Below are 24,545 nucleotides of genomic sequence, written 5' to 3'. Positions count from 1 at the left end.
TTTGGTGACCTATGGTTGGGCTTGCCGTAATTTAGGTTTGACCCGGTTTGGCGAGCGTTCGAGATCACGGGTTCGTCAAGGATGTTCCTCATAAAGAGCATAGGAAAAGAAGCGCCGTCCTCGGTGCCTGTTTACATCAGAATTCAAAACTGAGATCGTCGAGCAGTGCTGGTGCGGCGATTGCTCGGTTAATCAGATGGCAGGAAACTTAGATCTGACCGAGATCACGGTGCGTAACTGGGGGGCCCAAGCAGAGATCGATGCCAGGCAGCGAAATGAGCTGACCAGCAGCCGAGCATGAGGAGTTAACCACGTTGCAGTAGAAGAATCACCGACTACGCAAGGACCTCGACCTACCCAAGTGAGCCACAACTTCTTTGTAAGAAGGCCTGGCAAACTTGCCCCGCTTTCATCGAGGCGGAGAAGCAGAGCGGTCACAAAGCCAAGCGGACGTGTGAACGGCTGGAATTCTTCCGTATCGCCTTCTGTGCTCGCCATGTCCGGCCATGCTGGACAGGTGAAGAGTCATCGTGAACCGGGTGGTGCGTTCGACAGGGTTTCCGATCATTAAGTTGTCCAGATCAACGATTAGGTCGCCCTCTCAATGCTCAGGCACGCCTCGATCCTCGGTATTTGTAAAAAATGAACCCGCATAAACCTTTACTTGTCGAGACCTTGACACTTGGTGCGAAAGTACAAACGGCCTGCTCCCTGGTAGGGCGAAGGCCGTTCGATTTTTCATATGGCTATGTAGGTGGCCGGCGATGTTCGCAGACGGGATTATAGGCACTTTCCGTTGCACTGGTATACCCATCCGGTGCCACACCCGAAGGGGGTCCAGCGGCATGAGGTAGAGGATACGCAGCTGTATGACGTTGAGCACCAGTCATCGATGTTGCTGCACTGGCAGTCTGCAAGAGCTGCGGCTTGGGTATCATTGATATTTTCGGTCGGGCCGAGGGTCGCGATAAGGGTGCGGGCTTCATCATGTCCGAAGGCTTCTACCGCTGCTTCCCGAACTTCCCTAAGTCTCCGATCTGTGTCAAGCCCGCGCCCCTGTATGAAGGTAGATTCGCTGGACAAAAGTGCAGTGGCACGATCAATTATACTGATCTGTTTTTCGGAGAGTTCTCCGTGTGACGTGCGGTAGTTCTTCAGATGTTCCACCCATAGTCCACTTCGGGATTTGGGGGAAAGTGACGAGAAGATTGCCTGCCGATATTCCATAGAGTACTTAACGAAATCGGAGTAACGCTCTGGCAGGTTTCCGATATTTGCTTTCACCCATGACTCAACTGCGTCATGCTCTGGCTCTGCGAGTGCTGGAGTCTTTCCAGTCAGCACAATTCCTGCCGCTACACCGAGTCCTCCAGCGAGTCGAAGGAATTGCGCTCGACCGATCGTGCTGTTGTTTGACCGCCCTGTGGAGCTCCGGTCTTGGTGGTGCTGGTCGCCAAGGGCGTTTAAGAGGCGAATCGTCGATCTCGGACCGAGTCGGCGCATGAGCCGGATACCCATAGCCATTCCGGTCCAAGCCCGCACATCGTCGCCTCGTACTCTAATTAACGTTGGCACCCAGGGGGCTTGATCTCCCATGCTTTGCTCTCGCCACTGACGTACCTCTGGTTGTGCTAGTGGTATTACTTCTAGTTTCTCGCCGCATGTACGCGTCACCATTCCTGAGACTTCGCGGCATCGTTTGCATGAAGCATCGAAGGCGAGCACCCATCGTTCCGTTAAACGAAGTTCCATCGGTTGTATCCCTTCGAAGAACAGCTGGTCCTCGAAGTAGATCAACGACGATGGTAATTTGTCAAGGATTAAAAGTATGGATGTCGCGCCAATGTCTCACGGCTCGCCGTGAGACATATAAAAGTGAATCTGTCAATAAGTGAATTAGCTATTGTCAGCTTTCGGCTTCTGTGATATTACGCTTCACTCACTCACTCACTCTCTGTCTGCATTTCGTGACTATAGGCTAAGTGGCTAAGCCTTCCTTTTAACCCGCTGATGGCTGGTTCTCGACGTGGTACGGCCACCGTGCAATGCTCCGAGTGTGGCCAAGTATCCGAAGGTGTGATCGCTATTGTTTCGTGTGCTCTTACCTGGCCTATCTCGCTGAGAGCCAGTCGGCTTAGCGACATTCTGGCAGGAACCGCCGCGACACCCTTGCCAAAGCCGTGAGAATGCTACTGAGGATAAAAGCGTGATGTCGTCATGGTGGGGCGGCGACGAGTCCGGTGCCGATAATGAGGGTGAGGGTGGTCATGGGGTCAGAGTCTCCTCGGGGCGTTGTCGGGCGGCCATCAGCTCAACCAGCCGGGCGCGATCAGCGGCGAACGTGGCCTCGTTGATTTCTGGCAGGTGCTCGGGCGGGCAGGGCTTGGCGGTCCAGAGCCTCACGCCAAAAGACCTCCTTGGGCTCGACCAGCATGGACGACAGCGGCTGAACGGGCCGCTGAACGGCGATCTGGGCGCTCGACCCTGGGCTAGTGGTCGCGTCCGTTAATTCGTCGGGGGTCATCCGGCCAGCGGGTGCGGTGCGTGTCGGTCGTGCTGCCTGATGCGTGCCAGGAGATGGTTGAGATCGGTGCGGGTGAACTTCCAGTCGAAGGACCTGGCTGCGGCGCTGTAGTGGTTCTCGAAGGCGAGGACCTGGGCGGCGAGCTCATCGAGGTCCTCGAAGTCGTCGGGGGCGAGGAGCTTGCGCTGGATGACGGAGAAGTAGACCTCGATCTGGTTGAGCCAGGAGGCGTGGACGGGCAGATGGGCCATTTGGGCGTTCGGGTAGGCGTCGCTGAGCCGGGCCGCTGCCGCCCAGTTCCGGTGCGAGGAGCCGTTGTCCACGACCTAGAAGACCCGCCTGGCCGAGGCGTACGGCTCGCTTTGCATCACCTGGTCCACGAGCGCGGTGAACGGCCTGATGCCAGTGGTCGGCTCACACCGGCCCATGATCCGGGCGCGGTGGACGTCGTAGGCGGCCAGGTAGGCGAGGGTGCCGAGGCGGTGGTATTCGCTCTCGATCCACATCGCCCGCCCCGTCCCTAGCGGGAGCGGGAGATGGATGCGCATGCGGGCCTGGACGCCGGGCTTTTCGTCGGCGCTGAGCACGTACTCATCCTCGTCGAGCGGTTTTCCTTCCTATTCGCGCTGGTAGAGGTTCAGGACGCGGGATGCCTTGAGGGCGAAGTGCGGGTCACGGGGAAAGATCCACGACCGGTGCTGCCAGGGCTTCAGGGGTCATTGGCGAGCCAGCGGCGCTCGGTAGACGCCGAGGGCGCGGGAGCGATGCCGCTGGTTGCCGCATGGCGGGCCAGCTCGGGGCAGGTCCATCGGGCCAGGGGAGTTCCGCTCGAGGTGGGCATCTCGCACGCAAGGGCCTTGACCCCGGCCACGATGCGGGCGGAGAACACGCGCGGCCTGCCGGGGCGCGGTGCGTCGGCCAGTCCCTCGATGCCCTGTTCACAGTAGCGGCGCCGCCATTTGCGGGCCGTGTCCTGGCAGATGCTCAGCCGCTCCGCGATCATCCGGTTCGCCGTGCCCGCCGCGGCGAGCAGCACGATTTGTGATCGCAGCACCAGGCGAAACGGCGCTGAGCCCCGCCAGGACAGGGACTCCAGCTCGGCGCGCTCAGCGTCACCAAGGCATATGACATAGGGACTGGAGGGCATGCGTCCCATGGTGCAGCCAGGCGGGTAGGGCACGATGGCCGTATGGCAAGGCCACCGGAGTCGACCATGACCTCGCTACGCCAGCGTCTGGCGGCCAGGGCACGCGAGCGCTGGCCTCAGCTGGTCGGCATCACCGTCCGCTACCACGGCGAGTTCGCCTACGTCGCCAGCCGGCTCCCCGACGGCACCACCCTGCCGCTCTGCCGACTTCGTTACGTCGGATCCGCCACCAGCTGGGGTTTTGCCATCTACCGCGCGAGCCACGACAACTACGAGAAGTCCGTCCTGCCCACCGGCCGCTCGGCCGGCACCTCGCAAGAAGCCCTCGACTGCGCCTGCGGCTTCTACCTCGGCGACACTACGGCCTGGCTCGACCCGCCACCCCCGACGAATTAACGGACGCGACCACTAGGTGACGAAGATTCGGCCCATCTCAGCGCCCTCTAGGGCACTCACGCCATCTGACGATCTTTGATCAGTAGTCGAGGGCGCGGTCGACCAGGTCGGTGACCTCGGTGGCCGAGGCGCGGAAGTAGCGGGCGGTGGTCTCGATGGAGGTGTGCCCGAGCAGGGCCTGGATCTGAGCGTGGTCGGCGTCGGCTTCGCGTAGCCGGGTGGCGTAGGTGTGCCGCAGCCGGTGCGGTCGCAGGCCTGGCAGACCGGCGTCCTTGCCGACCGCGCGGACCACGTCGGTGACGCCGTCGACCGACAGCCGTCCGCGCTGACCGACCCACAGCCCCTCCCCAACCGTGTCGGCCAGGGCAGGCCTAGCGGCCAGCAGCTCGGCGCGCACCTGCAGCCAGGCTGTCAGCCGTTCACGGGCCGGGACCGGAAGCGGGACGGTGCGCACCTCGTCGCCTTTGCCGTGCATGCGGGCGGTGCCGCTGCGTGGGGTGACCAGGACGTCGCCGATGCGCAGGCGCTGACATTCCTCGGCGCGGGCGCCGGCGCCGAGGAGCAGGGCGATGAGGGCGGCGTCGCGGGGGCCGCGGCGGTCGGCGGCGTGGCGGACCGCGTTTTCCTGCGCCCGTAACAACACCTCCGGAGCACCGGGCTTGGGCACCCGGGCACGCTTGACCGCCAAACGTAGCGCGGGCCCGTGTTCATACAGCAGCGTCACCGCAACCAGCGCCTGGTTCACCGTCGCCGGCGACGCCCCCGCGGCGAGCAGGTGCTGGCGCCACGCGGTGACCGCTGCCTCGGCGCCGACCAGGTCGACGAACGCGTCCGCGTGCTCGGCCGCGCGCGCGAGCAACCACTCCTGGTAGGCCAGCGCCTGGCGCTGGTAGGCGGTCACCGTGTTCTTCGCCAGCGCGCACCGATCGAGATGCGTACCGAACGCGGCTAGCGCCATTTCCGCAGCGGCCGCCACCGGCCCCGGCTCACGACCGGGCCGAAGCGCCACCACGTTGCCCGCCCTGAACCCACCTTGATCGGCAACGCGATTGTCGACTCGGCCGCCGTCCCGCCCGCCATCGCGATCGTCAACCTGGTTGCGGGTCTCCCCGTCGCCACTGTTGTTGATCTTCCTGTCGGTGCTTGCGGTCACTCGCCGGATCCCTCTCCTTATTATCCGGGAAGTTTTTTCGGCATTAGCCCGGCTGCTTCCCGGTGTGTGACTTTCAGCGGTCGTTGGCCCGTAATCTTCTGCGGTAGATGGCATGTTCTGCCATCCGGCGGCGGTCGCTTCTCCTCCTCACGCGCTTGGTTGGCTGTTGCGTTAGAGCGTGCCGATGACCAGTGATTCGCGGGCGGTTTCGACGACCTCCTTGGTGATGGTACGTAGGCCGTTGATCTCTAGGATGCGGGTGATCTGGGCGAACAGGCGGTGTACGAGGCGGAAGTTGCCGAGGGTGATCCGGTGGATCGCGGCCAGGGCTTCGGTGTCGGTGAAGTCGCTGGCCGATAGGGGAAGTCCGATCCTGTTGTGGTGGTGGCGCAGGACGAAGGTGAGCTCATCAGGCGATAGTGGCCGGTATTCGTGGACGAAGCCGATCCGGCTGTACAGCTGCGGGTAGCGGGCCAGGCGCTTTTCGAGGCCGGGCATGCCGATGAGGATCATTCCCAGATCGGCTTGGTCGTAGTGGTCGCGGACGACCTCCAGCGCGGTGGTCTTGAGCCGGTCGGCCTCGTCCACGATCACCAGGTCGGTGTAGGCGTAGGGCGTGTAGGTGCTGGTGTATCGGTCGGGGAACAGGTGGCCTTCGATCGCCGAGCTGAGCTGGGAGCTGATGCCGCGCAGTTCGGAGCTGATCTGACGCAGGGAGGCGACGACTGGTGCGGTGTACATCGCGGTGCGTACGGCCAGTGCCTGCGGCGGAAGGAGTGAGTCATCGCAGAAACGCTGCGGCAGGTAGCGCTCGATGAGGTCCCATCTCGCGTAGTACCGGGCCGACAGGGTCTTGCCGACGCCGGGAGGTCCGTAGCACAGGCCGATGTAGCGCTCGCGGCGGCAGGCCTCGGCGAACTCGGTGAATCGCCGGTGCTCCTTGGTTACTAGGAACGGCCGCTCAGCATCTGGTGAGGGTTGCTGTTCGGGGGGCGGGGCGGTGTCCATGGCGTGATCATTCCTCTCGATACCGCTTGAGCCGCGGCCGTGCGGGAACCGGTGGCGCCGGGGCGGCGGATGCCTCAGGTAGGGGCAGGTCGGATGGAGATGGGCGATGAACGTCGATCAGGCGATCGACCACGCTGGCCCGCTCACGAAGCTGAGAACGCAGGTCACGACGCCGGGCGTTGCGTGCCGCGGTGATGTCCTTCAGGCTGATCGTGTGGTCGGCGAGGTCGGGGCAGATGGCCCGGCACAGGAACCGCTCGCGGTGAAACACCCGGATCTCGGCCATGTCGCGGGGGTCGTAGCGGATGATGACGCGCTCGCCGACGTAGGCGGCCAGCAGCGGGTCCAGGTAGCGCAGGGATTGGAAGTGGATCCCGTCGGGGTGGATGGTGCGCGGCTTGGCGACGGTGAGCAGCAGCAGGTCCAGCTGCTCTAGGGAGCCGGGCAGGCGGGGCAGGAAGGAACCTGATCCCCAGCGTTGCTGCGGTGGGGCGCCGGTTTCGCTGTGCGGGGTGAGGTTGTAGACCTCTCGGACGAAGCGGCCGATGGCCTCCTCCAGCTCGGCCAGGCTCAGCTGTGCCCGCCCGGCGCGGTCGGGCGTACCGCGCGGGGCGTATCCGGGCAGGTGCGCCAAGCACTGCTGGTTGACGGTGCGAAAGAGGCGCTCGACTTTCCCGCGGCCGCGCGGCTGCCCCGGCAGGGAGAAGAAAGGGCGGGTCCGCAGGTCGGCCATCACCTGCTCCAGATGCGCCGAGGTGAAATCGGATCCGTGGTCAACGTGCAAGGCCTCGGGGATGCCGCACACGTGCCAGTCGGGCTCGGCCTTTCGCCAGATCGCCTGCCGGAAGGCCAGCGCGGTCATCAGCGCCGACGGCGCGCTGAGATTGACGGCGTAGCCGGCGATCGCTCGCGAGTAGTCGTCCTCGATCACCGTCAGCCAGGGCCGCCCCGGTTTTCCGGAAGGGGTGATCACCCACAGGTCCAGCTGGGTGTGGTCGGCCTGCCAGATCTGGTTGGGCCGCTCGGCTTGGCGGCGGTGGATCAGGTCGAACAGTTCCCGGTAGCGTGCGGTCCCCTCGTGGGCGAGGACCGATAGCGCGGGATCGAGACGGTGGGTGATGTCGTACACGGTGGCGTAGGAGGGGATGGGCCAACCTCGCTGGGCGGCGACCTCGGCACTGTGGCGGTGCACGGTCGCGATGCTCGGCCGCGGCCGCCGCAGGGCGAGGCCTTCGATCAGCAGGACGAGCTCATCCGGTAACCGGCGCCGGCCTTTGTCAGCACGCGGTTGCCGGGCCAGACCGGTCAGGCCGTCGCGGCGGTAGGCGCTCAGCCATCGCCGCAGCGTTCGTTCCGGGATGCCCTTCGTCTCGGCCACGCGGACGATCGGGACGGCGTCATCGAGATGGGACCGAAGGATCACCAAGCGGTCCATCGCCGACTGTCGCTGGGGTTCGGTCAGCGCGGGCGGCGTGGTGAGGGGCTGGGGTGGATTTTCCGGTTGGTTCGCCGCGAGTGAGGTCATACCGTCAGAATCGCCGCCCCGATGATCGCCTGCTTGCTGTTCCACAACCTTGGAAGTGGAACACCTCCGCCGCGCTGGCCGTCGAGCCTCAAAAACCAGCCTTGAACCGTTCCGGAAATCGTTCCACAACGACTGTTCCACAACAGTAGTACGGAGATGAATTCCGGTATGGTTGGCCGATGGCATCTGCTTCCGATCACCCCTCGCGCGGCCTCGAACTCGGCTACGCCCGCGTCTCGACCACCAAACAGAGCCTGGAGCGCCAACTCGACGCCCTCAACGCGACCGGCATCCCCGCCGAGCGGATCTACACCGACAAGAAGACCGGCACCAGCATCGACCGCGAGGGCCTGGCCGCCCTGCTCGCCTACACCCGAGCGGGCGACACCATCGTGGTCCACACCCTGGACCGGCTCGGGCGCAACCTACGCGAAGTCCTCAACCTCGTGCACGAGTTGTCCGAGCGCGGCATCGGCGTACGCTCCCTGGCCGACCCGCTGCCCATCAACACCACCGACGAGGGCATGAGCCGCATCGCCTTCCTGCTGCTCGCGTTGTTCGCCGAGATGGAACGCACCTTCACCGCCGAGCGCGCCGCCCACGCCCGCGCCGTCGCCGAAACCGCCGGCCGCCACATCGGCCGCCCCGTCGCCCACCCAGCCGACAAAATCGACTACGCCCGCCTGCTCAAAGCCCAAGGCAACACCCTGGGCCAAGTCGCGGCCAAGACCGGCATCCCCAAAACCTCCCTGCACCGCTACCTCACCGACGCCCCCGCCAAGGTCCAGGAGTAATGACATGCCGAACCCGGTCCTGAACGAGCGCGAGTCGGCCTTCCTCCGAACAGTGCACCAAGGCCAGATCATCACCGGAACGGTCACCGAGATCGCCAGCTTCGGAGTCACCTTCGTTGACATCGGCGGCTTCACCGCAATGATCAACATCCCCGAACTGTCCTGGCGGCCCATCCACCACCCCTGCGACGTTGTCGCCGTCGGCCAAGAGGTCACCGCCGAAATCCTCGACATCGATACCGAACGCGGGCGCGTATCTCTTTCCCTCAAAGCGCTCCAGGAAGACCCACTACTTGATCTTCAAAAACAGATCGGCCGGACTATCACCGGCCCCATCACCAAGGTCGCTCCCATCGGCGCCTTCGTCCGCATCGAAGACGCAGCCCACGGCTTCGAGGGCCTCCTGCCCGCCTCCGAACTGACCGGCGGCACCGCAGAAACAGGCGACATCCTCACCGTGAAAATCGTCGAAGTCGACCTCGCCCGACGCCGGATCGCCCTTGCACTCAGCGGGCATCCCACCAACCGCGAGCCTGCCAGATAGTTCTGCAAACTACCGGCCATCAAGCCCCGAAGGTCACAGCTTCCCGGTGGTTATCCGGGGAGATCCTACCTAAGCTCCCCGAATAACGTTACTTATCCGGGGTGTTAAGTCATAGAAGTGATCTTGGAACTGGCTGTTCAAGAGTTATAGGCAGAGCGAGACCATCTCGGCGTGGCGTGTTCTGCATCACATCAAGCCGCCAACTCGTCGCTGTCGTCCTCCGTCCACGGCGGCCGCCTCTTGCGTTCCGTCGCTTCTTGCGCCCATTTTCGGACATCCTAAAATCAACGGCGCCCCTCCTTGCAGCCTTTTTCGCCAAACTTCCATGGACATCATCACAGCCTCGCAGGCGTGAGCTGTGCTGTTAGGGCAGCTCAGGGGAATGCATGCGAAGGAGTCGGCGATCAAGGGCCGCCGCCTTTGCGTGATCGTTTCGGTCCACCCTGTCGGTGGCTCAAAGTAATTACGCAGACACGAAACCAATGCACGACACTTTTAAACCCGGAAAGCCTGTCCTTTCTCCCGCACTTGCACATATTGCGAACATAAAGGTTTTGTAGGTAATTTTTGATCGTTTGCTTGTTCTGCACTCCGAACTGTCGTCTTTGGCCTGGCCAGAGTGCTGCGGCGGGCTGGGGTAACACGGGAGCGGTTGGCTCTCGCGCTGACGTGTTCGGAGGATGACGGCGTATGCGCCGAAATGTGCCGTGGTTGTTTTCAGCGCGCGTGAAAACGTGGGCATCGGTAGCCGTCGTTACGACTGTGACCCCTGGCTTGCTGCTTTTCCAAGCAGTTCCAGTGTCTGCCGCAATGCGATCAGCCGCGCTCTATCACGGCGTCGCGGACACGCCGAAGCAGTTGACAGGATCAGCAGCGGGTTTCCCCTCGTTGGTGAGCAGCAAGGCGACCACCGAGATGTCAGCGGCGGTAGTTGACGGCCAATGGCGTTCGGACATCGAACCGCCCGAAGGGGCGGTCCCCATCGAGGAGCGCTTCGTCGATCAGCAGACGACCGGCACCCAGGCCGGGTCTTCGTCGAAGACCTCGGTCATCCCGGCACAGTCGCAGGCTTCGCTGCTGGTCGGTGAGCCGACGTTGCTGAACACCTTTCCGCGCAGCGGGATGTTGATGGATTCGCTAACTCCCACCTTGCGGGCCCAAGGACGCAGCACGGTGGGCGGATCGGTGCGGTACGCGTTCAAGATCTGCGACAAGGACACGATGACCGGGACGGGGTGCACCTCCTCGGGCACCCTGGCCGCCGGGGTCAACACCTGGAAGGTGCCCGCAGCCAAGCTGGCGTGGGGCAAGCAGTACTGGTGGACGGTCACCGTCACCGACACCTCTAACTCAACGTCGACCCTCTCACCGGTGCACACCTTCGTCACCGGGGTGCGCCAGCCTGTGGTGACCTCGCAATTAGCCACTCCTGGCGTGGGCGGTCAAGAATTTCACCAGCAGAGCGGCAACTACACCACCACCGCCACCGACCTGTCGATTCCCGTCGCCGGGCCGCCTTTGTCGGTGACGCGTTCCTACAACAGCATGGACCCGCGCACCGATGGGATCTTCGGCGCGGGGTGGTCGACCCGCTGGGACATGAAGCTCGTCAAGGAGGTGCGAGGTTCAGCGGTCTCGGCGCTGGTGACCTACCCTGACGGCCGCCAGGTGCGGTTCATGGGCAGCGGGGCGGGGGTCTTTCAGCCGCCGCCGGGCATGCACGCCACCTTGGCCGAGGACAGCGGCGGCACCTGGCGGCTGATGGACAAATCGGCCACCACTTACACCTTCGACGCCCAAGGCCGGTTGAGCGAGGTCACCGATTCGCGGGGCCGTGGCCAGGAGCTGACCTACGGTGCGGGCGGGAAACTGGCGACTGTGACGGCCACGGGCGGGCGGTCGCTGACCTTCACCTGGACCGGCGCCCACGTCACCTCGGTCTCCAGCGACCCGGTGAACGGTACGCCGCTGACGTGGACCTACCACTACGACGGGGATCGGCTGACCGGGGTGTGCGCGCCGGTGGCCGCCCCCAACTGCACCCACTACAGCTACGGCACCGGTTCCCAGTACCGCAGCGGCGTGCTGGACGACGACCCGTACGCCTACTGGCGACTGGGCGAGGCATCAGGGACGGTTGCAACCGACCAGGGCGCAGGCCAGGCCAATGCGACCTATCAGGGGGTCGGGTACGCCAAGCCTGGCGCGCTGGCTGGCAGCACCGACACGTCGGTGGAGTTCACCACCGGCTCGGCGCTGAAGCTGCCCGCCGACACGGTGCCGCACCTGGGTGATCAGATCTCGGTCGAGACGTGGTTCAAGACCAGCCAGTCCGGGGTGCTGATGGCCGCCGGCACCCAGGAAACCTCCAGTATTCCGTGGGGGCCGATGCTGTATGTCGGCACCGACGGCAAGCTGCGCGGCTCGCTGGCCGCGGTCGCCGCCCCGATCACCTCCACCGGCGTGGTCAACGACAACACCTGGCACCACGTGGTATTGACCGTCTCCGGCCAGAACCAGACGTTATTCCTCGACGGCGCGCCGGTTGGCACCTTGAGCGCAGCGGTGACCTCCTGGCGCGGCATCGCCACGGTGGGCAACGGCGTGGCCGACCCGGCTACCTCCCCAGCGGTACCCACCCCGCGGGCGGCGTTTCCATTCAAGGGGTTCATCGACGAGGTTGCGATCTATGACAAGCCGCTGACCGCAGCCGAGGTGAGCGCGCACTACGCGGCCCGGGCTGAGGCGGCGCACAAGCTCACCGGTGTCACGCTGCCCTCGGGCCGGGTGTGGGCGGTCAACACCTACGACGCCGCGACCGACCGGCTCACCACCCACGTCGACCGCAACGGCGGTACCTGGAAGATCGGTGCTCAAACCTACGACCCCCAGACCGGGGCCGCCCGCGTCACCGTCACCGACCCGCGCAACGAGCAGCTGAAGTACCTCTACGACGCCTGGCGCGGATACCGCATCATCGGGGAAACCGACCAGCTGGGGCACACTTCCTGGCATGAGTACAACCAGTCGGGGTCTCTGGCCAAGTTGATCGACCGCAACGACATCGTCAACGACGTCTATTTCGACGAACGCGACAACCTTATTGCCCGCAAATACTGCCGCGCCCCAGGACAATGCGCGATCGAAACCTGGAAGTACCACCTCAACACCAGCGACGCCTTCGACCCGCGCAACGACCAGGTGACCGTGCACCGCGACGGACGCTCAGCCTCCGACACCGACACCACCTACGCCACCACCACCGAATACACCAGCCACGGTGAGGTGACGAAGATAACCAGCCCGGCCACCTCAGACTTCCCCACCGGCCGGTCGGTGATCTCCACCTACACCGACGGCACCGAGCCCGCGATCGGCGGCGGCACCACCCCGGCCGGACTACTGAAATCAGCGAAGGATCCCGAGCTCAACGAGACGACCTACCGCTACACCGCATCTGGGCAGGTGGCCGAGCAGACCAGCCCATCGGGGCTGAAGACCACGTTCACCTACGACGCGGTAGGCCGGCTGACCTCCCGCGCCGAGATTTCGGCGGCCCATCCCAGCGGGGTTAATACGACCTTCACCTACGACGGCCTCGGCCGTCTGCTCACCCGCACCAATCCCGGGGTGAAGAACGAGGTCACCAACGTCACCCACACTGCCAAGACCACGCTGACCTACGATGCTGACGGCAATAAGCTCACCACCACCGTGACCGACCTGACCGGCGGCGATGCGACGCGCACCACCACCTACACCTACGACCCCAAGGGGCGGGTGGAGACGGTCACCGACCCCGAAGACGGAGTGACCACCTCCACCTGGGATGTCACCGGCGCTCAGACATCCCAAACCGACCCGGTGGGCACGGTCATCACCTTCGCCTACACCAAACGCGGAGAGCCGACCTCTCGCACGTTGAAGAACTGGACCGGCAGCCCGGTCAGCCCACAGCCCGCCCAGGACGTGGTATTGGCATCCTCCTCCTACGACCCCGGCGGCCGGCTAGCCGGTCAAATCGACGCGATGGGCCGTAAGAAGGCTTACACCTACTGGATGGATAACCGCGCGGCGACAACGAGTGGCGACGACGTCCGCCTCAACGGCCTGACGGCCCCGGACGATGTGGTGGATGTGGTATTGGAATCAAACGAATACGATCCAGCTGGCAACCTCACCAAAAAGGTCACCAACGACCCGGCCGGCCAGGACACCGGCGGCGAGAAAGTCACTACCGACTACGTCTACGACGCCGCCAGCCGACTCACCTCCACCACCTTCGCCCCCGCCACCCTCGGCCGTAAAACCGCCTTCGAGTACGACAAGAACAACAACGTCACCAAGAAGACCTTCACCGCGGCCGGCACCACCCGCGTCGAAACCACTTCCTACCTCTACAACGCGCTGAACCAAGTGACCCGGCAAACCGTGGAGAACGGAGCCGAGGACCTGGTCACCACCAGCGACTACGACGACCGCGGTCTGCTGACCGCAACTGTCGACCCGCGTGGCAACGCCTCCGGCGCCACGCCCACGGACTTTACCGCCACGATGCGCTACGACCTCACCGGCCAGCTGGTGGAGGCTAAGGCACCACAGGTGACGATCGAGAAGAACGGTACCGTCGCCACCACCGGGCGCCCCACCATCAGGTACGGCTACAACAGCGTCGGCCTGCAGAGCCACATCGTTGATGCTGAAGGGCACACCACCACCTCCGTCTTCGACAAGGCCGGGCGTCTGACCTCCATGGCCGGTTCGTCCTACACCCCGCCGGGCGGCAGCGCGATCACCCCTGCGGTGAGCTTCGGCTACGACGCGGCCGGGCGGCAGACCACGGTCACTGACCCGCGCGAGCACGTCACCTCCACCACCTATGACGCGCTGGGACGCCCGGTCAAGGTCGTCGAACCCGGCCCGTCGGGGCCAGGCGGCGTCCGGGTGGCCGAATACACCCTGCTGGGCGAGCAACTCGCGGTGATCGACCCCACCGGGGCGCGCAGCGAGGCCACCTACGATGACCTGGGCCGAAAGATCACTCAGACCCAGATCGAACGCACCCCCGCCACTGTGGCGCACACCACCAAGTTGACCTACGACGCCGCGGGCAACCTCACCAAAACCGTCGCCCCCGGTGACAAGACCACCACGTACACGGTCAACGCCGCTGGGGAAGTCACCTCCACCGCCGCCCCTGCGACCCCCACCTCCACCACCCTGGCCAGCCGTACCACCATCTTCGGCTATGACCTGATGGGCCGGCAGACCAAGGTGACCGATGCCCTGGGCAACGCCACCGAGGCCAGCTACGACCTGGCCGGCCGTAAGACCGCCGCCAAGGATCTCACCGGCACCACTGCGGTGCGCAGCGTCGAGTTCGGCTACGACCTGGCCGGTAACCCGACCAGCACCACCTCCGGTGAGGGGTATGTCACCCAGCGCACGTTCGACGCCGCAGGACGGCTGACCTCCCTGGTCGAACCGGTCACCGCGACCTCGTCGATCACCTCGACGTTCGGCTACGACGCCAGCGGGGCGCGCACCCGCACCACCGACGGCCGCGGCAACGCCACCTGGACCACCTACAACACCCTCGGCCTGGTCGAGTCGGTCATCGAACCGTCCACCACCGCCCACCCGAACGCCGCCGATCGGACCTGGACCAGCGTCTACGACGCCTCCGGCAACGCCACCGCCACCCTCCAGCCGGGCGGGGTACGCATCGACCGCACCTTCGACCAGCTGAACCGGATGACCACAGAAGCCGGCAGCGGAACCTCGATGGCCACCGTGAACCGCGCGACCACCTACGACAGCGCGGGCCGCCTCACCGCGATCGGCGACTACACCCTCGAATACAACGACCGCAGCCTGCTGACCAAGGTCTCCAAGGCCACCAACCAGATCGCCGCCTACACCTACGACGCCACCGGCAACCTCACCCAGCGCGTCGACCCGGCGGGGACGGCGAACTACACCTGGGACGCCGCAGATCGGCTCAACACCGCAAGCGACCCGGTGACCGGGCGCACCTGGACCTACGGCTACGACAACGCCAACCGACTCAAGACCAAGATCTCCACCGCTCCGGTCAACACCCAGACCTACGACTACGACACCATGGACCGGCTCACCGCCCAGGCGGTGAAGAACAGCTCCGGCACCGAACTGTCGAAGATCACCTACGCCTGGGACAAGGACGACAACCTCACCACCAAGACCACCACCGGCACCGCCGGAGCCGGCACCAACACCTACGCCCATGACCGCGCCGGACGGCTGACCTCCTGGACCGCCCCCGGCGGCGCCGTCACCGACTACGAATGGGACGCCTCCGGCAACCGCACCAAAGCCGGCAGCAACACGTTCGTCTACGACCAGCGCAACCGCCTCACCTCCGGCGCCGGGACCGACTACACCTACACCCCCCGCGGCACCACCGCCACCGAGACCAAAGCCGGCGTCACCCGCAACCTGGCCTTCGACGCCTTCGACCGGCTCATCTCCGACGGAGATGCCACCTACGGCTACGACGCTCTGAACCGGATGACCTCCCGCACCAAGGGCAGCGCCCAGCAGCGTTTCGTCTACTCAGGGCTGAGCAACGACCTGGTCACCACCACCGACGGCGTGGGCGCCGTCCAGGCCAAGTACGGCCGCGACCCGTTCGGCGGCCTGCTTAGCCTCCAGGAGGGCGCGAGCCCAGCACTGGTCACGATGACCGACCTGCACGGCGACATGGTCGCCACCTTCTCCGGCACCGCCTTGGTCGACTCGACCGCCTACGACCCCTTCGGGCAGGTCACCCACCGCTCCGGCACCCAACGCGGCCTCGGTTACCAGGGCGAGTACACCGACCCCGACACCGGCAAGGTCAATATGCACGCCCGCTGGTACCAGCCCGGCATCGGCGCCTTCACCTCCCGCGACACCGCCACCCTCAACCCTGACCCATCGGTGCAGGCCAACCGCTACACCTACGCCAACGCCGGCCCTCTCACCCACACCGACCCCAGCGGGCACAACTCTATCCAGCTCAATACTGCGAGCTCCCCGAGCAGCGCAAGCGGCGGTTCTGGCTGGCAGTCCTTCAGCATGAACGACTACTTCAACTCACGCCCGTCTTCAAGCTGGGATTTCAACCCGAACCTCTCCTCGAGCTACAACGCGGGAAGCTACGTCTCGGATCTGGTGTATAACGGACCCAACAATGAGCAGGACAACTACTATTGGGAGAGAAACTACGGAACGTATGCGTCTTTGCCGCAGCTCGGTGATGACGAAATTGCAAGGCTCGGCTACAAGTACATGCACAACGGTCGAGAAGTGGATCAGCCAAACTACTGGGACGCTAAAGAAGGTGTACAGCAGGAATACCTTGTTCGCTGGTCTCCCGAACTGGACAACAAGCAACTAGCCTTCAATTGGGTGAAAGTTGGAGGACTGGACAGCTTCAAGCTCGAAAACGTCAGGGAAACAGCAAACGGAGTAGCATATTATTCCCCCAAAAACGGGACGATGTTTTATTCCCTCCAAAAAGGAGGGGGCTCATGCGCTCTCGCAGACGCATTGGGGGCGACAGGCTGTCCAGGCTGGGCCAACGTCGCAGTTTACGCAAGGGTTGTCCAATATGCTAAATATATTAAGCCCGCAGCAATAGAGCATAGGGTCGACCAGAATGCGCTTCTCGCTGTTCTTATGTACGAAAATCTGTGGTCTGAACCAAAGGTGGATAACATAGGTAATGCATTTGCGTGGGGCACAAACTATAATAAAGACAGAGGGTATGGCATCACGCAGCTCGAGATACGCAACGCCCGAGCGATGCTGAATAAGTATTATAAGAATGATTGGAAAGAGAAATACGGGGCTGACGGAAAGCTCTCAAATACAGAGATCGCGGATATTATGATCAACGATCCAAAATGGGCCATACGAGTAGCTGCTGCGTGGATGCGAGAGAAGATGGATACCATACAGGTTACAGTCGGGGGAGTGCGCCGGAACATCAACTCTTGGGAAGCGACTCTCGCTTATTGTGGATGCGCCGCAGGTGATAAGGAACAGTTCGTGAAATGGGTCGAGAGTGGATACAAAGCCGAACTATCACCTCAGTTTAAGGCCAAGGGATTTCAGACGGAAGCAATGAAACGCATGAGTTACATATACGGATGGAAAAACAGTGGCGTCTTGGCCGAATACTGGCGCTGCGCCCAGCAGAGCTGCGTAACAATTTAGTCAAAGAAGGTGCTTCCAATTAACTTTTCATTAGTTGGCCTCGATAAAATAAAGCCATCCCTCTACGCTTTTAAGGTATCAGTAGCGCTTGCGTGCGTAGCCCTCCTTCTCTCGGGCTGTCGCTCCGAACTATTCCCCCAGGAGTCCCGAGTCGATCCTAATGTCGTCAAAAACATGCGCAGCATCGTAAAGGTGCTAGCGGAAACTACGACCGAAGTTACATGGGACGGCTTGACTTTAGTTAAAGAGGTTTTGATAATTGATGTCGGAGGCCCCGACTCTCAGCAAGCGCTTAAAAAGGCAAATGTCATCCTGCAAGAGCACGGGTGGAAAGATATCGATCAACAGCTCCCTAAATCTATAACGATGCAGTCGAGCCAATGGGAAAACACGCGACTTTCTCTTTACTCGCTAGAATTCTCTGAATCCATTGGCCCTATGGATCCACGGCAACAAAAAGCGATCAAGGATGCTCAAGAAAAGGCGGGTGCAGGAGCCGGTAAGCTTTTAATTATGAAGATTGAGGCCTCCTGACGGTAAGGCTTATTGGTCTAAATCTAGTCGGGCATAGATGACATTCACAGTGCTCTCGCCGGACCCGGTCAGGCCGACGGTTTAGGAATCGTGGCTACTCCGATTGGCAGCGGAACCGATTGAGCACCACCAAACGTCCGCTGCGCGAAATACTCGCGGCTCTACGTGGGTCAGCAAGTGCACCGCCTCGCAGCCGAGAACGGGCTCCCCCGTAAGAGGTTTACCCATAGACCCTGCAATTTTCTACGCGCTCGCCGACAAGTCCCTGGACGTCCGGCATTGGCAGGGCGTCATCACCAGGGTGCGGGTGTTCTCGTCCAGGTGGGCCACCGTCTCTGATCTCAGAAGTAGCGGCACCCTAGGAAGGCCGCGGCTGCGGAGTCGGACCAGATGCGATGCTCCTATGCTGGCGACGGCTCATCCGGTAATGGGGAGGTTCGGCGGGCTCATCCTCGGCATCGACCCAGCCCCGGCCGTGACAGAACCGGCACGCGATCCGCAGGCGGCCTACCGCTGGCCGCCCTCCCCATCGCGTTCGGGGCCTGATCGGGTCGCTTATCGCCGCCCCGTCCCGGCGCACGAGGTGCACGCCGCCCAGACGCTCCGCTTCTTGCTGCTGCCGTTGCGGTCGATCCACTTGTCGCCCGCCCCCAAGTAGGTGCCGCAGATCGGCGGGTCCTCTTGCTCCTCGGCCATGCCTCGACGCTACGCCGCCCCGAGGGCCCTGTCAGGTCCTTCCTGGCCTACCTGGCGGCTCGGAACACGTTCGGGAAGGCAGAGGGCCAAGCGGTGCTTGCCCGGCGCCTGGAGATCCCCGCCCAGTCCGTGCACGACGCCTTGGACGCTGATGCGCGGCGGCGCGTCGATCCGGCCGCGCACGCCTTCTAGCTCACAGGTCGGTGACCGGGGTGTCGCTTCAGCGGTCGGCCTCTTCTATGTAGCCGAGCAGGGCGGTGGAGCCATCGGCCCAGCCGCCGTGGCGGCCGATACGCTCCAGGTGGGCGCCAGCGCGGCGGGCGGCGGTGGCGAACCCGCGGCGCAGGGAGTGGCCTCTCCAGCGGCCCTCCAGGCTGGCGGCCGTGGCGATCCGGGTTACATCGACCGGCAGTTGGCGGAGTTCGAAATCGACGTGGCGCTGACCTACCTCGACGAGGCGGATCTGGGCGGCGCGCACGCCAGCGCTGTACGAGGAATGCTACCTGCTGCTCACCTCTGATGACGGCGAGCTCGCCGGCCGGGACGTGACGCGCTGGGCGGAAGTCGCCGCGCTCCCGCTGTGCCTGCTCAGCCCGCAGATGCGCAATCGGCGGATCCTGGACGCCGTCTTCGCCACTGCGGGCGCCGTCGCGGTCCCCGCCGTCGAGACCGACACCGTCTCGGCCCTATTCGCCCACGTCGCCACACATCACTGGTCCAGCGTCATCGCCCATGCCTAGCTGCACATGTTCGGCGTCCCGAACGGCATGCGGGTGGTGGGCATGGAACACCTCACCTGGGCGCCGCGCGCCGGGCTGGTGATGGCCGACCGCACCCCCGAACCGGTGCTGGCCCGCGCCCTGCCGGAGGTCACCCGCGACCTCGACCTGCGCGACACCTTCAACCGGATGCTCCACGACCACCTGAGCCGATAGAGAGCACCCCCGGCCACCCGGCCCCCAAAGTGATCGGCAGCCAGTTACTGACAATCAAATCCACGTGCAACAACCTTCAAGCAAGATCTTTTAGAAACCACTACTTCAACACCGCTATCACCATCTCTAATTACGATCTACCTAACATCAACACAATCTGTCATAATTTCTTACAAGATCAATTCAAGACTTAGACCGAAGGTATCTGCGATACATCTTGGGCTGCTCCCGCCATCAGTGGCCCTGCCATCGTCGCTACCGCCACCGTCTGGACGGGGGGCTTATGGCCTGGGTGAATGTGCTCGGCCCCTGCATGGAGCAGGTGGATTATCGATTACGGGAGGGCGCCGGTTGTGGTGTGCCGCATGCGGGCGAGCGCGGTCACGACCCCAGCGAGGAACTGGACGGGCAGCTGAGCTACCGGCTGGGCGGTGAGCGCGGGCTGGTGTGGATCGGTGCGGGTCTGCGTGAGGTGGGCATCGTCCCGGGCACTGCGCTGACGGCCGACCAGCACGGTATGGCGCGGGCGTTGATGAACGGTGAGGACCCGATTACCGGCGAGCTGCTGATGAAGGCAAAGCATGTCGTCGATCCACGCGGCAAGCTGCCTGCGGCGCCGCTTGGGGAGGCGCTGGAGGCTACCGCAGCCAAGCGCGGTACCACTGTGGAGGGCCTGTTGGCCGCCCGCCCGGCGATGGTCAAGCGGGCGGCTCAGATGGCACGCGGTATCGCTCGGCAGGGCGAGGCGCACCTGGTGCGCATTGATGATTTGGAACGGTTGGCCTTCGCCGCCGGTGTCGACCTGGCAGAGGTGTACGAGCGAGAGGAATTGGCGCACGCGCGTAAGTGGCGCGACGCACGAGTTCGCATCGGCAACCGCGGCTATGACCTGACTCTTGACGTGACCAAGAGCGTGTCGGTGCTGATCGGGCTGGCCGACCCCAGCTTCGCGACGGCACTGGAAGGCGTGGCCGCTGAAGCGGTGTTCGAGACGGTCGCGGCGGTTGAGCAGTGGGTGGGCTACGGTCAGCGAGGTCACCAGGGCGACGGCCGGCTGGCTGAGCAGATGGGCACGAGCGGATTACTCGGCTGGGTGATGACGCACCGAACCGCGCGTCCGGTGGGGTCGTCGGCGCCGGATCCGCACTGGCACGCGCACGTGGTGATCGTGAACGCAGCGCGCGGGTTGGATGGGAAATGGTCGGCGGTCGCGTCCGGAGGACGGGACCTATACCGGCACGCGTACGCCGCCGACGCCTTCTTCAAGGCGCGAGTGCGCCGAGTGGCGACTGAGCGCTACGGCATCGCCTGGATCCGGAATCCGGAGACCGGAGAGTGGGAGATCGCGGCCATCCCAGCCGCGGTGCGGACGTTGTTCTCCAAGCGTGACGGCCAGGTGAAGCAGGTACTGACCAAACTCGGTTTCGCCGCTGGAGAGGCTTCTCGGCGGGCCAAGAAGGTGGCTTCGGCCGAAAGCCGCCAGCACAGAACCGACCCCGGGCAAGCCGAGTTACGCGCTGACTGGCACAACCAGCTCGAAGCGGCCGGTGTGGACCCGGTCGCGCTGGTCGCAGCCTGCCGTAGTGGCGCACCGCTGCCCGCGCGGCCTTCTCCGGCGGAGATCGCGGCCTGGATCTGGCGGACGGAGGGCGGGTTGACCGCGCATCGCAAGGAGGTGTCCCGGGCCGCTGTGCTGGCTGCGGTCGTGGACGCGCTCCCCGACGGGGTGACGGATCTGGCCGAGGCCGAGACGCTGGCCGATGAGGTGCTGGCACTGGCTCCAGCGGTGCGGCTGAGTGATGCCGGAGCGCGTCACATGGCCAACTCCGCTCGCTACACCAGCACCGACATCCTTGCCGCCGAACAGGCCCTGCTGGCCACCGTGCGTCGCCGATACAACAGCGGTGTGGCCGTGCTGGACGCTGATGCCGTCCGCCTGGCCCTGGACACCTTCCAGGTCGGCCACCAGATGGCCTTCACCGGCGAGCAACGAGCTGTGCTGGAACGAGTCCTGCGCGCCGGGCACGGGGTAGAAGCGATCATCGGCGTGCCCGGCGCGGGCAAGACCACGTTGATGGCCGCCGCCCGTGCCGCCTACGAGAGCCGTGGCCTGGTGGTCCGGGGCGCGGCCACCGCGGCGGTCGCCGCCGCCACCCTGCGCGCCGAATCCGGCATCGGCACTGACACCATCGCCACCTGGCTGCTGCGCATCCAGCGCGGGCGGGGGCTGGCCGGGGTGGACGCGTTGGTGGTCGATGAAGCCGCCATGGTCGACGACCGCCAGTTGGCCACTCTCCTGGACGACGCTGAACGGCACGGCACCAAGGTGGTGCTCCTCGGGGATCCCAAGCAACTGCGCGCGATCGGCGTGGGCGGTGGATTCGCCGCCGTCCACCGCCAGGTCGACGGGCTGGTGCTGCGGCAGAACCGCCGCCAGCGCGACCCTCTCGAACGCCAAGCCCTGGAGTTGTTCCGAGCCGGCCAACGCCGCCAAGCCCTGCACGCCTGGGCCTCAGGCGGCCACGTACACGCCGAGGCAGGCGCCGACGACACGATGGCCCGGCTGATCGCCGACTGGGCCGGCGCCCGGCAACCGTACCGGGGCGTCGGAGGGCCGGGCGTGCATGACGAACTGGCCGACCTGCTGGTGCTGGCAGGAACGAACGAGGCTGCCAACCGGCTCAACCTGGCCGCCCGAGCGATCCGCCGCGAACTGGGCGAGCTGTCCGGCCCTGAACGCCTCTACCACCTGGCCGGTGGCTCAAGCATCGCCTTGGCCGTCGGGGACCACGTACGGGTACGCAAGAACGACTACCGCGCTCGCCGCGGCGAAGGCCCGGTGGACGTTCTCAATGGCTACCGCGGCCATGTCACCGCCATCGACAGCAGGCGGGGCGTACAGGTCGAGTGGCGTCAGGCTGGGCTGGATGGAGCCGCACTGGTACGTGAATGGGTGAGCTCTGCCTACATCGCGGCTGGTGGCCTGTCGTACGGCACCGTGATGACCGTGGCTTCCGCCCAAGGCCTGACCGGTCGAAACACGTTCGTCTACGGTTTGGGCCTGGACCCGAACAGCGCGTACACGGCCCTGAGCCGCGATCGGCACAGTGCCCACCTGTACTTACCTCTTGAGCTCTTGGAAAGCGACGCCGACCGGCTCCGCCACGGCCCAACCCGCGGCCCGGCCGACGAACTGCAGCGCGCCCTGGCGGCCTACGCCACGACCCTCTACGGCGACCGCGCCGACCAGCTCTTGACTCCCGAACCCGAACCCATCGCCCACCAGACACGCCTCATCCCGTCTGCCCAAGCAGACGCGTCTCCATGCGCCGAGTTCGAGCGTGCCCAAGCCGAGGTGCAGGCCGCCGATCGCGCGGCTCGCATCATCGTGCAGCGCGCCCGTGTCCTGCAGTCCCTCACCAACTCCCCCTATGGTGTCGGGTTGGCCGACGACGCCGAGCTGGGTCACCGCATGAGCCGACTCGGAAGACAACTCGACACGACGGTCGCCGAAGCCAGAGCCGCCGAACAGATCGCTCAGCGCCTGGCCGCTGAGGGCGGAGGCCCAAACGAACGCGGCCTGCTGGCCGAGCGCGTCGACATCGAGGAGCAGACCAACCGGATTGAGATGGCGGAGGCTGCCGCCCTCCAGCTCCAGCAGGCACGCCAGGCGGTCACCGAGGGCCGCCGGCGCCTGACTGAGTTGCGCCGGCAAGAGCATGCCGTCAAGGACGAACTGGCCAGCCTGCGCCCGTGGCAGCGAGGCCGCCGCCGAGACCTGACGGCCGAGCTCATCGACCTGCACGAAAGTGAGGAGCGCATAATCCAGCGCCTCGCGCCGATCCGTGCCCACGGCCCGGTCTTGGAAGAGTCCGCTCGCCAGACCGCCGCACAGGCCCCGCCGGTTGGTGCCTGGCCGCACCTGCGCCGCCGCCACGCCGAACTGTCGCACTCCTTCGACATCAGCCTGCAGGCTGCCCGAGACAGCGATGTCGACATCGTCAAGATGCGCCTTCAAGAGCTTCGCCAAGCTCATGAGGCCGCTCAGCGCGAACTCACCACGATTCAACGCGAGATCATGCGCCGCGTCGACCTGTCACCTGACCAGCGCGACCTCGAACGAGCCGTCCGAGCCGAACAGGCCACAGCAAAGCGACCGGACGCTCAGCCGTCCCACAGCCGCATCAACCAGCGTGGCCCCTCCCCGGCATACCGGCCACCGACCAATCACATTCGCAACGATCTTCGTCGTGGGTCTGGCTTCAGTTTGTGAGCACGGAAGCATAGGCGCCGCCCGGCGCGGGAGAGCGTCATTGCCTTTCGCGGGCTCTGGAAGAAGACGCTGGCAGGCGGAACCGCCAGAAACGATCTTCTTCAATGGCGGGCGAGGATCGCGGCCGCCCGAGTCTTCCTCGCAAGCCGATGATGGCCTGCGCGGAGCCACACCTCCAGGTAGTCGTCCCTCGCTCCGCTCGGGCCGCTCCACCTGGACCTGCGACTCCGCGCAGGCCGGTTCGGCTGCTGCCAGGAAGAGCCCGGAACTCCGAGAGAGAGATCTCGAAGGTGCGTGGCATTGCACGCGCGGCGTTCTGAAGGGGTGGAGCTCGAAGGGGCGCGTGGAGGGGGTCAGCGGCTTTCGAGGTCTTTCACGCGAGACTCCAGATCTTCTACGCGCTTGGCCAGCCGGCGCACCTCGGTCATCGCCTGCTGAAGTTCGGAGGACGGCTCATCCTGGTCAGGAGTCTTGACCACGTATGTGCCGCGCGTCGATTGCGTGCTGATCAGGCCATCGTGCGCGAGTTCGTCCAAGGCTCGACGGACCGTCTCGACGGCCACACCGTAGCGCTGGGCCAACTGCCGCCGCGCCGGAAGCCGCTCGCCGACCTTGAGTCGACCTGCCGCCACCTCTTGACGCAGGTCGTTTGCAATCTGCAGGTAGGCAGGCCGAGGGTCGCTGAAATCAGGCACGGACACATCACCAAGGCTAAGCCCTTCAGCTGTACTAGGAAAGCATGGTTGAGCTCTACCTAGATTGAACTAGTACAGTA

The 24,545-nt window shown here is 64.5% G+C and carries 20 protein-coding genes; 9 read left to right on the top strand and 11 right to left on the bottom strand.

All coding sequences use genetic code 11. The features are described from left to right. The first annotated feature begins 127 nt into the window (after nucleotides 1–127). Nucleotides 128–301, top strand: coding sequence for a transposase (locus ACFYWM_RS04455; RefSeq protein ID WP_389909306.1), 174 nt, complete (start codon nucleotides 128–130; stop codon nucleotides 299–301). A 479-nt stretch (nucleotides 302–780) separates the two neighbouring features. Here the strand turns inward: ACFYWM_RS04455 and ACFYWM_RS04450 are convergent, their stop codons facing one another. From ACFYWM_RS04450 to ACFYWM_RS04430, 5 genes are all read right to left on the bottom strand, one after another. Continuing rightward, nucleotides 781–1,227 carry a bacteriocin fulvocin C-related protein gene (locus ACFYWM_RS04450; RefSeq protein WP_389909304.1) on the bottom strand — a complete coding sequence of 149 codons (447 nt, stop codon included), beginning with the start codon at nucleotides 1,225–1,227 and terminating at the stop codon, nucleotides 781–783. Between the two features lie 1,038 nt (nucleotides 1,228–2,265). Next, on the bottom strand, nucleotides 2,266–2,403 hold the full coding sequence (locus ACFYWM_RS04445; RefSeq protein WP_389908405.1) for a hypothetical protein: 138 nt from the start codon (nucleotides 2,401–2,403) through the stop codon (nucleotides 2,266–2,268). 117 nt (nucleotides 2,404–2,520) lie between these two features. Next, nucleotides 2,521–2,847, bottom strand: coding sequence for a transposase (locus tag ACFYWM_RS04440; RefSeq protein ID WP_389908402.1), 327 nt, complete (start codon nucleotides 2,845–2,847; stop codon nucleotides 2,521–2,523). A gap of 3 nt (nucleotides 2,848–2,850) precedes the next feature. Then, nucleotides 2,851–3,111, bottom strand: coding sequence for a hypothetical protein (locus ACFYWM_RS04435; protein ID WP_389908399.1), 261 nt, complete (start codon nucleotides 3,109–3,111; stop codon nucleotides 2,851–2,853). Nucleotides 3,112–3,233: 122 nt separating this feature from the next. After that, nucleotides 3,234–3,578, bottom strand: a complete 345-nt coding sequence (locus ACFYWM_RS04430) for a helix-turn-helix domain-containing protein (protein ID WP_389908396.1) — start codon at nucleotides 3,576–3,578, stop codon at nucleotides 3,234–3,236. Between the two features lie 135 nt (nucleotides 3,579–3,713). Here ACFYWM_RS04430 and ACFYWM_RS04425 point away from each other — a divergent pair, with 135 nt between their 5' ends. Then, complete coding sequence (locus ACFYWM_RS04425) at nucleotides 3,714–4,067, top strand: hypothetical protein (RefSeq protein ID WP_389908393.1); 354 nt, start codon at nucleotides 3,714–3,716, stop codon at nucleotides 4,065–4,067. A gap of 79 nt (nucleotides 4,068–4,146) precedes the next feature. Here the strand turns inward: ACFYWM_RS04425 and ACFYWM_RS04420 are convergent, their stop codons facing one another. The 3 genes from ACFYWM_RS04420 to ACFYWM_RS04410 form a co-directional block, all read right to left on the bottom strand. After that, the gene (locus ACFYWM_RS04420) at nucleotides 4,147–5,220 is read right to left on the bottom strand and encodes a tyrosine-type recombinase/integrase (RefSeq protein WP_389908390.1); all 1,074 of its coding nucleotides are present in this window, start codon (nucleotides 5,218–5,220) and stop codon (nucleotides 4,147–4,149) included. Between the two features lie 171 nt (nucleotides 5,221–5,391). After that, nucleotides 5,392–6,228, bottom strand: a complete 837-nt coding sequence (locus tag ACFYWM_RS04415; protein WP_389908387.1) for an AAA family ATPase — start codon at nucleotides 6,226–6,228, stop codon at nucleotides 5,392–5,394. A 7-nt stretch (nucleotides 6,229–6,235) separates the two neighbouring features. Next, nucleotides 6,236–7,753, bottom strand: a complete 1,518-nt coding sequence (locus tag ACFYWM_RS04410; RefSeq protein ID WP_389908384.1) for a Mu transposase C-terminal domain-containing protein — start codon at nucleotides 7,751–7,753, stop codon at nucleotides 6,236–6,238. Between the two features lie 179 nt (nucleotides 7,754–7,932). Here ACFYWM_RS04410 and ACFYWM_RS04405 point away from each other — a divergent pair, with 179 nt between their 5' ends. The 4 genes from ACFYWM_RS04405 (at nucleotide 7,933) to ACFYWM_RS04390 (ending at nucleotide 17,866) form a co-directional block, all read left to right on the top strand. Next, on the top strand, nucleotides 7,933–8,547 hold the full coding sequence (locus ACFYWM_RS04405; protein ID WP_389908381.1) for a recombinase family protein: 615 nt from the start codon (nucleotides 7,933–7,935) through the stop codon (nucleotides 8,545–8,547). Between the two features lie 4 nt (nucleotides 8,548–8,551). Beyond that, a complete protein-coding gene (locus ACFYWM_RS04400; RefSeq protein WP_389908378.1) occupies nucleotides 8,552–9,091 on the top strand; it encodes a S1 RNA-binding domain-containing protein in 540 nt (179 codons plus the stop codon). A gap of 810 nt (nucleotides 9,092–9,901) precedes the next feature. Beyond that, on the top strand, nucleotides 9,902–17,332 hold the full coding sequence (locus ACFYWM_RS04395) for a LamG-like jellyroll fold domain-containing protein (protein ID WP_389908375.1): 7,431 nt from the start codon (nucleotides 9,902–9,904) through the stop codon (nucleotides 17,330–17,332). Between the two features lie 174 nt (nucleotides 17,333–17,506). Then, nucleotides 17,507–17,866 (top strand): hypothetical protein, encoded by a 360-nt coding sequence (locus ACFYWM_RS04390; protein ID WP_389908372.1) that lies wholly within the window; start codon nucleotides 17,507–17,509, stop codon nucleotides 17,864–17,866. A gap of 555 nt (nucleotides 17,867–18,421) precedes the next feature. Here ACFYWM_RS04390 and ACFYWM_RS04385 read toward each other — a convergent pair. Further along, complete coding sequence (locus tag ACFYWM_RS04385; protein ID WP_389908369.1) at nucleotides 18,422–18,562, bottom strand: hypothetical protein; 141 nt, start codon at nucleotides 18,560–18,562, stop codon at nucleotides 18,422–18,424. 220 nt (nucleotides 18,563–18,782) lie between these two features. Then, a complete protein-coding gene (locus ACFYWM_RS04380) occupies nucleotides 18,783–19,040 on the bottom strand; it encodes a tyrosine-type recombinase/integrase (protein ID WP_389908366.1) in 258 nt (85 codons plus the stop codon). Here ACFYWM_RS04380 and ACFYWM_RS04375 point away from each other — a divergent pair. The 3 genes from ACFYWM_RS04375 to mobF all read left to right on the top strand — a co-directional run bounded on the left by ACFYWM_RS04375 (nucleotide 19,024) and on the right by mobF (nucleotide 23,770). After that, nucleotides 19,024–19,302 (top strand): LysR family transcriptional regulator substrate-binding protein, encoded by a 279-nt coding sequence (locus ACFYWM_RS04375; RefSeq protein WP_389909301.1) that lies wholly within the window; start codon nucleotides 19,024–19,026, stop codon nucleotides 19,300–19,302. The two genes, ACFYWM_RS04380 and ACFYWM_RS04375, sit on opposite strands and share 17 nt — an antisense overlap. A 6-nt stretch (nucleotides 19,303–19,308) precedes the next feature. Beyond that, complete coding sequence (locus ACFYWM_RS04370) at nucleotides 19,309–19,497, top strand: hypothetical protein (RefSeq protein WP_389908363.1); 189 nt, start codon at nucleotides 19,309–19,311, stop codon at nucleotides 19,495–19,497. A 313-nt stretch (nucleotides 19,498–19,810) separates the two neighbouring features. Then, the gene (mobF, locus tag ACFYWM_RS04365; RefSeq protein ID WP_389908360.1) at nucleotides 19,811–23,770 is read left to right on the top strand and encodes a MobF family relaxase; all 3,960 of its coding nucleotides are present in this window, start codon (nucleotides 19,811–19,813) and stop codon (nucleotides 23,768–23,770) included. Between the two features lie 353 nt (nucleotides 23,771–24,123). Here mobF and ACFYWM_RS04360 read toward each other — a convergent pair whose 3' ends face one another. Beyond that, a complete protein-coding gene (locus ACFYWM_RS04360) occupies nucleotides 24,124–24,471 on the bottom strand; it encodes a GntR family transcriptional regulator (RefSeq protein WP_389908357.1) in 348 nt (115 codons plus the stop codon). Nucleotides 24,472–24,545 lie beyond the last annotated feature (74 nt).

The sequence above is a fragment of the Streptosporangium sp. NPDC002721 genome, from assembly GCF_042888905.1.
GTDB lineage: Bacteria > Actinomycetota > Actinomycetes > Streptosporangiales > Streptosporangiaceae > Streptosporangium.
Note: the sequence above shows the minus strand (reverse complement) of the source record. Positions and strands in the feature narration are given on the sequence as shown.

Coding starts and splice junctions, on each gene's coding strand:
- ACFYWM_RS04390 (WP_389908372.1), top strand. CDS start 17,507: ATGCGCAGCATCGTAAAGGTGCTAGCGGAAACTACGACCGAAGTTACA.
- ACFYWM_RS04385 (WP_389908369.1), bottom strand. CDS start 18,562: ATGGCCGAGGAGCAAGAGGACCCGCCGATCTGCGGCACCTACTTGGGG.
- ACFYWM_RS04370 (WP_389908363.1), top strand. CDS start 19,309: ATGTTCGGCGTCCCGAACGGCATGCGGGTGGTGGGCATGGAACACCTC.
- ACFYWM_RS04410 (WP_389908384.1), bottom strand. CDS start 7,753: ATGACCTCACTCGCGGCGAACCAACCGGAAAATCCACCCCAGCCCCTC.
- mobF (WP_389908360.1), top strand. CDS start 19,811: ATGGAGCAGGTGGATTATCGATTACGGGAGGGCGCCGGTTGTGGTGTG.
- ACFYWM_RS04405 (WP_389908381.1), top strand. CDS start 7,933: ATGGCATCTGCTTCCGATCACCCCTCGCGCGGCCTCGAACTCGGCTAC.
- ACFYWM_RS04425 (WP_389908393.1), top strand. CDS start 3,714: ATGGCAAGGCCACCGGAGTCGACCATGACCTCGCTACGCCAGCGTCTG.
- ACFYWM_RS04395 (WP_389908375.1), top strand. CDS start 9,902: ATGCGATCAGCCGCGCTCTATCACGGCGTCGCGGACACGCCGAAGCAG.
- ACFYWM_RS04450 (WP_389909304.1), bottom strand. CDS start 1,227: ATGGAATATCGGCAGGCAATCTTCTCGTCACTTTCCCCCAAATCCCGA.
- ACFYWM_RS04415 (WP_389908387.1), bottom strand. CDS start 6,228: ATGGACACCGCCCCGCCCCCCGAACAGCAACCCTCACCAGATGCTGAG.
- ACFYWM_RS04400 (WP_389908378.1), top strand. CDS start 8,552: ATGCCGAACCCGGTCCTGAACGAGCGCGAGTCGGCCTTCCTCCGAACA.